Below are 4,337 nucleotides of genomic sequence, written 5' to 3'. Positions count from 1 at the left end.
ATCTCGACCTAAGTATGAATGCCCTTGAATGGAACAGGGACCTCAAAAGACCTGTTGCTGAAATCAACCAAAGGGAGAAAGGGCAAAATGACAAGCCCGATAGGGGCAATGCGGTCGTTTCGCTTCCCGAATTAAGGAAAGGAAATATCGGATTGGTAGTTGCTACTCAGATTGCAAGGTATGTGAAGGAGGGGAATCCTTTACCAGGCTGGCATTCTGCTGAACAGGCCTGGGCCCAGACGCAGGGACAATTGGCTTGGTATAAGGCCATGGAAGAGGAAGGAGAAATGGTTCAGGTCACAGATCTAGAAAGTCTCGAAAAGCATCTCCAACTTTGGATGCACGAGTTGCCTTGGAGTACCAAACCCATTGGATATATCCTGTCCTTGGAGGGAGCGGATTCTATAGTCAACTTAAATTATCTTGAAAAAGCCTATCAGAATGGACTGAGAGCATTAGGGCCAGCACACTATGGTCCAGGGAGATATGCCAACGGAACTGATGCCTCAGGAGGACTTGGGCAAGATGGCAGAGAACTTTTAAAAGAGATGGAACGGATGAACATCATCTTGGATGCAACCCATCTTTGTGATGACAGTTTCTGGGAAGCCATGGATATTTTTAATGGCCATGTTTGGGCAAGCCACAGTAATTGCCGGAAAATGGTGGTTCATAAACGCCAATTTTCAGATGAACAGATTAAAGTCCTGATTGAAAGAGGTGCTGTTATCGGTGGAGCATTGGATGCCTGGATGATGGTGCCCAACTGGGAAAGGGGAAAATCCACACCAAAAGGAATGAATTGCAATCTTGAAAAAGTCATTGACCATATGGACCATATCTGTCAGATTGCAGGGAATTCCAATCATATAGGAATAGGTTCAGACTTAGACGGTGCTTTTGGTAGGGAACAATGTCCTTATGATTTGGAAACTATTGCAGATTTACAAACCATTTCTTCGCTTTTGAGGAAAAGAGGATACAGTACCAAAGATGTGGAAGGGGTGATGTTCGGAAATTGGGTAAGATTTTTAAGAAAAGCCTGGAGTTAGAATTTATAAACCAAATAAAAACTTAAATATCTGAACATATGCCTTTTCATTTTTCTTGCATTGCCACCGGATGAGCATGTGACATTCTAAAAGGCTGTAGCTTTAGATAGGTAAGTGATCGCCATAACCACTCAAAAGCTCCATATTTAAATTGGCAATTGCTTACCCAGACCAATGGGTTGCCGGATTATCAGGATATCATGGGCAAGTATTGGGACAAAACCAAAATGGCCGACAATGGAGACTTGCGCAAATACCATCCTTCTATGCTGGCCCAGCCGAGAGAAAAGTATGAATACAGCAATTCAGCTATATTTTTCTGGCAAGTATTGTTGAAAAAATTACTGGCAGGGATTTTATAGAATTGCAATTTATGTTTGTAATGGCACACTGATAACGCTGATTTGGCAGATTTTCACTGATTTTTTTACATGAGTAAATCAGTTAAATGTTTTGGTTTTATCAGTTGGCTAAGGAATTTTTCATCTATCCAGCCTGTTTATTTCGATCTCCAAATCATGGATCATGGATGCTACCGATTTCCTCAGGTTTTCATAAAAGTAACCAACATAGGACCGGGTACGATTCTGTTGGGTTTTGATAAAGTAAATGAATTCTTGGTCAGTTTTGAGGGATTCAAAATCCAATGGAATCATGCTTCCTTCAAAAGTATCTTTCCCCGAATAATTCCATCCTGATTCAAATCGTCTAGCCAGGATATGCCTCATGTTGTATTGTACTTCGGCCAATTCCTCAGCCTCCGCTTTTAGGAAAAAATCATATTGAGAATCGTAGACAGCGATCAGCTTATTTCGGATATCGGTGTTGGAAATGATGTCTAATCCCTTGGATTTAGCGGTTTCGAAGGAACTTGTCGAGTGGACAAAATGGAGGGGTAAAAGTGTATAAATGAATTGAGAAGCCAGGGAATCGTGGTAGGAACCGTCATTTTCCAAAACTTCAAGGATTAGGTTTAAGGCGTTCTGGCTTTTCCTGAGTTCATCCATATTGAAATTGATTTCCGCCAAGTCGGTCACTAATTCCGTTTTGCATCCCTTCAGGATTTCAAGTTCTGCCCTCTTGCGGTTTTTATTTTCCCCATAGTTTGACAGCTCAAAGGCGCCCCAGATACCGATGATCAGCACGATAATTTCGAGGATGTATTCCGGCCATTTTTCTTTGAGGGTGGATAGGATTCGTTTCATGTGTTTATATTTTGTTTTTTAATTGCCACATGGAATCTTCGCATGGAATATAATCATCCCTCTGTGTGTCGCTTCGGGTCATGCTTGATTTCATCATTTGAGTTCTTTTTGGATCAGATCTTTTAAGTACCTGGAGTAAGTGTTTATCTCTTTTCTGATGTACACATTTGATATTTTGTCAGCAACAAAAGGATCATTCTTAATTGCTATGGGATTATAATAGATCAGTCGCCTGATCAGATTGGGATCTTCAATTTCCGAGTCCATCCCTTTGACGCCGATTTCATAAAGTATCTGATGTAGGTTATTAATTTTACTTAAAATATCAAGATTATCATTGAAGGCGAGCGAATTTGCTCTCAAATCTTGGATAAGATTTTTTAAAACGACCTGTTCAGATTGCTTTGCCTTGTGTGCCTCATTTGCATTGTTGATTTGTAAGGCTATAAGAATTCCGATGACGACCAGCAGGATTTCACCAATGGAAAATCTGTTTAGTCGTTGAATCCAGTCAACTTGTGTTTCAGGTATTTTTCGAAGAGGGAAGAGCATAATAGTCTTATATTTTGGTGATTTAAGCTAATTTAGTTAGCTACTCGCTCAATCTCAGTAGCTCCTGACTGATTTTATCCATAACAATTTTTGTTTGGGTTCTCATACTATTGAGGTGTCGGACAAAGTTTGAACCCTCAGCAGCAATATAAGAAAGGCTGTTGATGAACTCCTGATCCTTTTTGAGCTGCTCGAAATCAATCGGTATCTTATTGTTCACTTTTTCCATTGTGAGGAACCTTTTGTTATAAAGGTTGACGGAATTGATGTGCAAATCTTTCCGTAAATCAAGCATCAATGCGTTTAAAGGATACTTTTCATCATACAGTTTGATGATCTCTGAGCGCAATGGTTCACTTTCAATGATTTCCAATCCTTTAACTTTAAGGGCCTCATAGGCCATTCTTCGAGGTGAGAATACATCATACCTGCTGATTTCGCCAAAATATGTTTGCAGCGAGTCATTATATTTTGATTGTGGATCAAACATTAAACTTAGCAGCAAACGGTTTTTCACTGTCTGAACGGAATCTTCGAACATTACTCTTTGAATTTCAATGAGATTATACCTCAGATCATCTCTAAGACTTTGAAGGATTTTTTCTTGTAATACAGCATCTTTTCTGCCTTGATTCCAATCATTAATACTCACCGCAATCAGAATACCAACGACCACCAGCACAATCTCACCAATGGCATAGAGCAGGTAGGTAGTGAACTTGTTCTTTTGCATAAGCTTGCGACGGATTTTTCGGAGGAGAAATAGCATATTATTGAAAACCTTTTAAATGGAATTTTTTGAGTTCTGATTGAACGGAATCCCGGATCTGTAGCCCTTGCGAATTGTAATCTTTGAACATTTCTAAAATTGCATTCCAGGATCTAGACTGTTTGGAAATTTTATTGATAAACTTTTCATCTGCCGCCATGGCTTGGAAATCATAAGAAGGAAGGGAAATGGTAGAATCTGTTAATGCATTTTCGAATCGAAACCGAACATAGGTTTCGAAAAATTGACTGTTTTGCATTTGAATTTCTGTATTCATCCTATTTACCTCCATTATGAATTCCCGGTGATTAGCAAGACTGGAGAACGCATCTCTAATCCATTGATTTTCAATTAAATTAATCTCTCCCACACTCATCATCTCAGTGTAGGTCTTTGCATCCTGTATCATGATGTAAAACTGGTGGTACTCACTTAGGTATAAATCAAAATTCTCTTTTTTTGATATGGATAGTTGTTTGGCTTCCAAAGCTTCCTGGACAATAATTGAATTTTTTAACTTTCTCTCTGCTCCTTTCAATGAATTGTCCACATCTGAGAGTATCAGGTCTAAATCCTCATTCAGTCGCAGCAAATAGCTGTATGATTTGATTTTGTCCTTGCGTTTTTCATTCCAGTTATTTACCTGCAAAGCAATCACACTCCCGATCTCGACAAGGAAGATTTCTCCAATGGCGTATTTGAGGTAACTACCTATTTTGTTTTGCTCAAGGAGTTTTTGGCGGATTTTGCGGAAAAATT

6 protein-coding genes are annotated in these 4,337 nt (G+C 39.3%); 2 read left to right on the top strand and 4 right to left on the bottom strand.

Translation table 11 applies throughout. The features are described 5' to 3' along the window. Both ACEW8O_RS06175 and ACEW8O_RS06170 read left to right on the top strand, forming a co-directional pair. Nucleotides 1-1,052 (top strand): dipeptidase (locus ACEW8O_RS06175; RefSeq protein WP_373493751.1); only part of this gene is annotated, 1,052 nt, incomplete at its 5' end. Between the two features lie 158 nt (nucleotides 1,053-1,210). Next, a complete protein-coding gene (locus ACEW8O_RS06170) occupies nucleotides 1,211-1,414 on the top strand; it encodes a hypothetical protein (protein ID WP_373493750.1) in 204 nt (67 codons plus the stop codon). Between the two features lie 120 nt (nucleotides 1,415-1,534). Here ACEW8O_RS06170 and ACEW8O_RS06165 read toward each other — a convergent pair whose 3' ends face one another. From ACEW8O_RS06165 to ACEW8O_RS06150, 4 genes are all read right to left on the bottom strand, one after another. After that, entirely contained in the window at nucleotides 1,535-2,257 is a 723-nt protein-coding gene (locus ACEW8O_RS06165) for a hypothetical protein (protein WP_373493749.1), read from the bottom strand. A 93-nt stretch (nucleotides 2,258-2,350) separates the two neighbouring features. After that, complete coding sequence (locus ACEW8O_RS06160; RefSeq protein ID WP_373493748.1) at nucleotides 2,351-2,809, bottom strand: DUF6090 family protein; 459 nt, start codon at nucleotides 2,807-2,809, stop codon at nucleotides 2,351-2,353. Between the two features lie 40 nt (nucleotides 2,810-2,849). After that, entirely contained in the window at nucleotides 2,850-3,542 is a 693-nt protein-coding gene (locus ACEW8O_RS06155) for a DUF6090 family protein (RefSeq protein WP_373493747.1), read from the bottom strand. 37 nt (nucleotides 3,543-3,579) lie between these two features. Beyond that, the coding region (locus ACEW8O_RS06150) for a DUF6090 family protein (RefSeq protein ID WP_373493746.1) at nucleotides 3,580-4,337 on the bottom strand (758 nt) is incomplete at its 5' end.

The organism is Aquiflexum sp., assembly GCF_041749095.1.
Lineage (GTDB): Bacteria > Bacteroidota > Bacteroidia > Cytophagales > Cyclobacteriaceae > Aquiflexum.
This window is presented reverse-complemented; position numbering and strand designations above follow the sequence as displayed.

What these genes read in the sequence shown, in the direction of transcription:
- ACEW8O_RS06165 (WP_373493749.1), bottom strand. Translation starts at nt 2,257, where the DNA reads ATGAAACGAATCCTATCCACCCTCAAAGAAAAATGGCCGGAATACATC.
- ACEW8O_RS06160 (WP_373493748.1), bottom strand. Translation starts at nt 2,809, where the DNA reads ATGCTCTTCCCTCTTCGAAAAATACCTGAAACACAAGTTGACTGGATT.
- ACEW8O_RS06155 (WP_373493747.1), bottom strand. Translation starts at nt 3,542, where the DNA reads ATGCAAAAGAACAAGTTCACTACCTACCTGCTCTATGCCATTGGTGAG.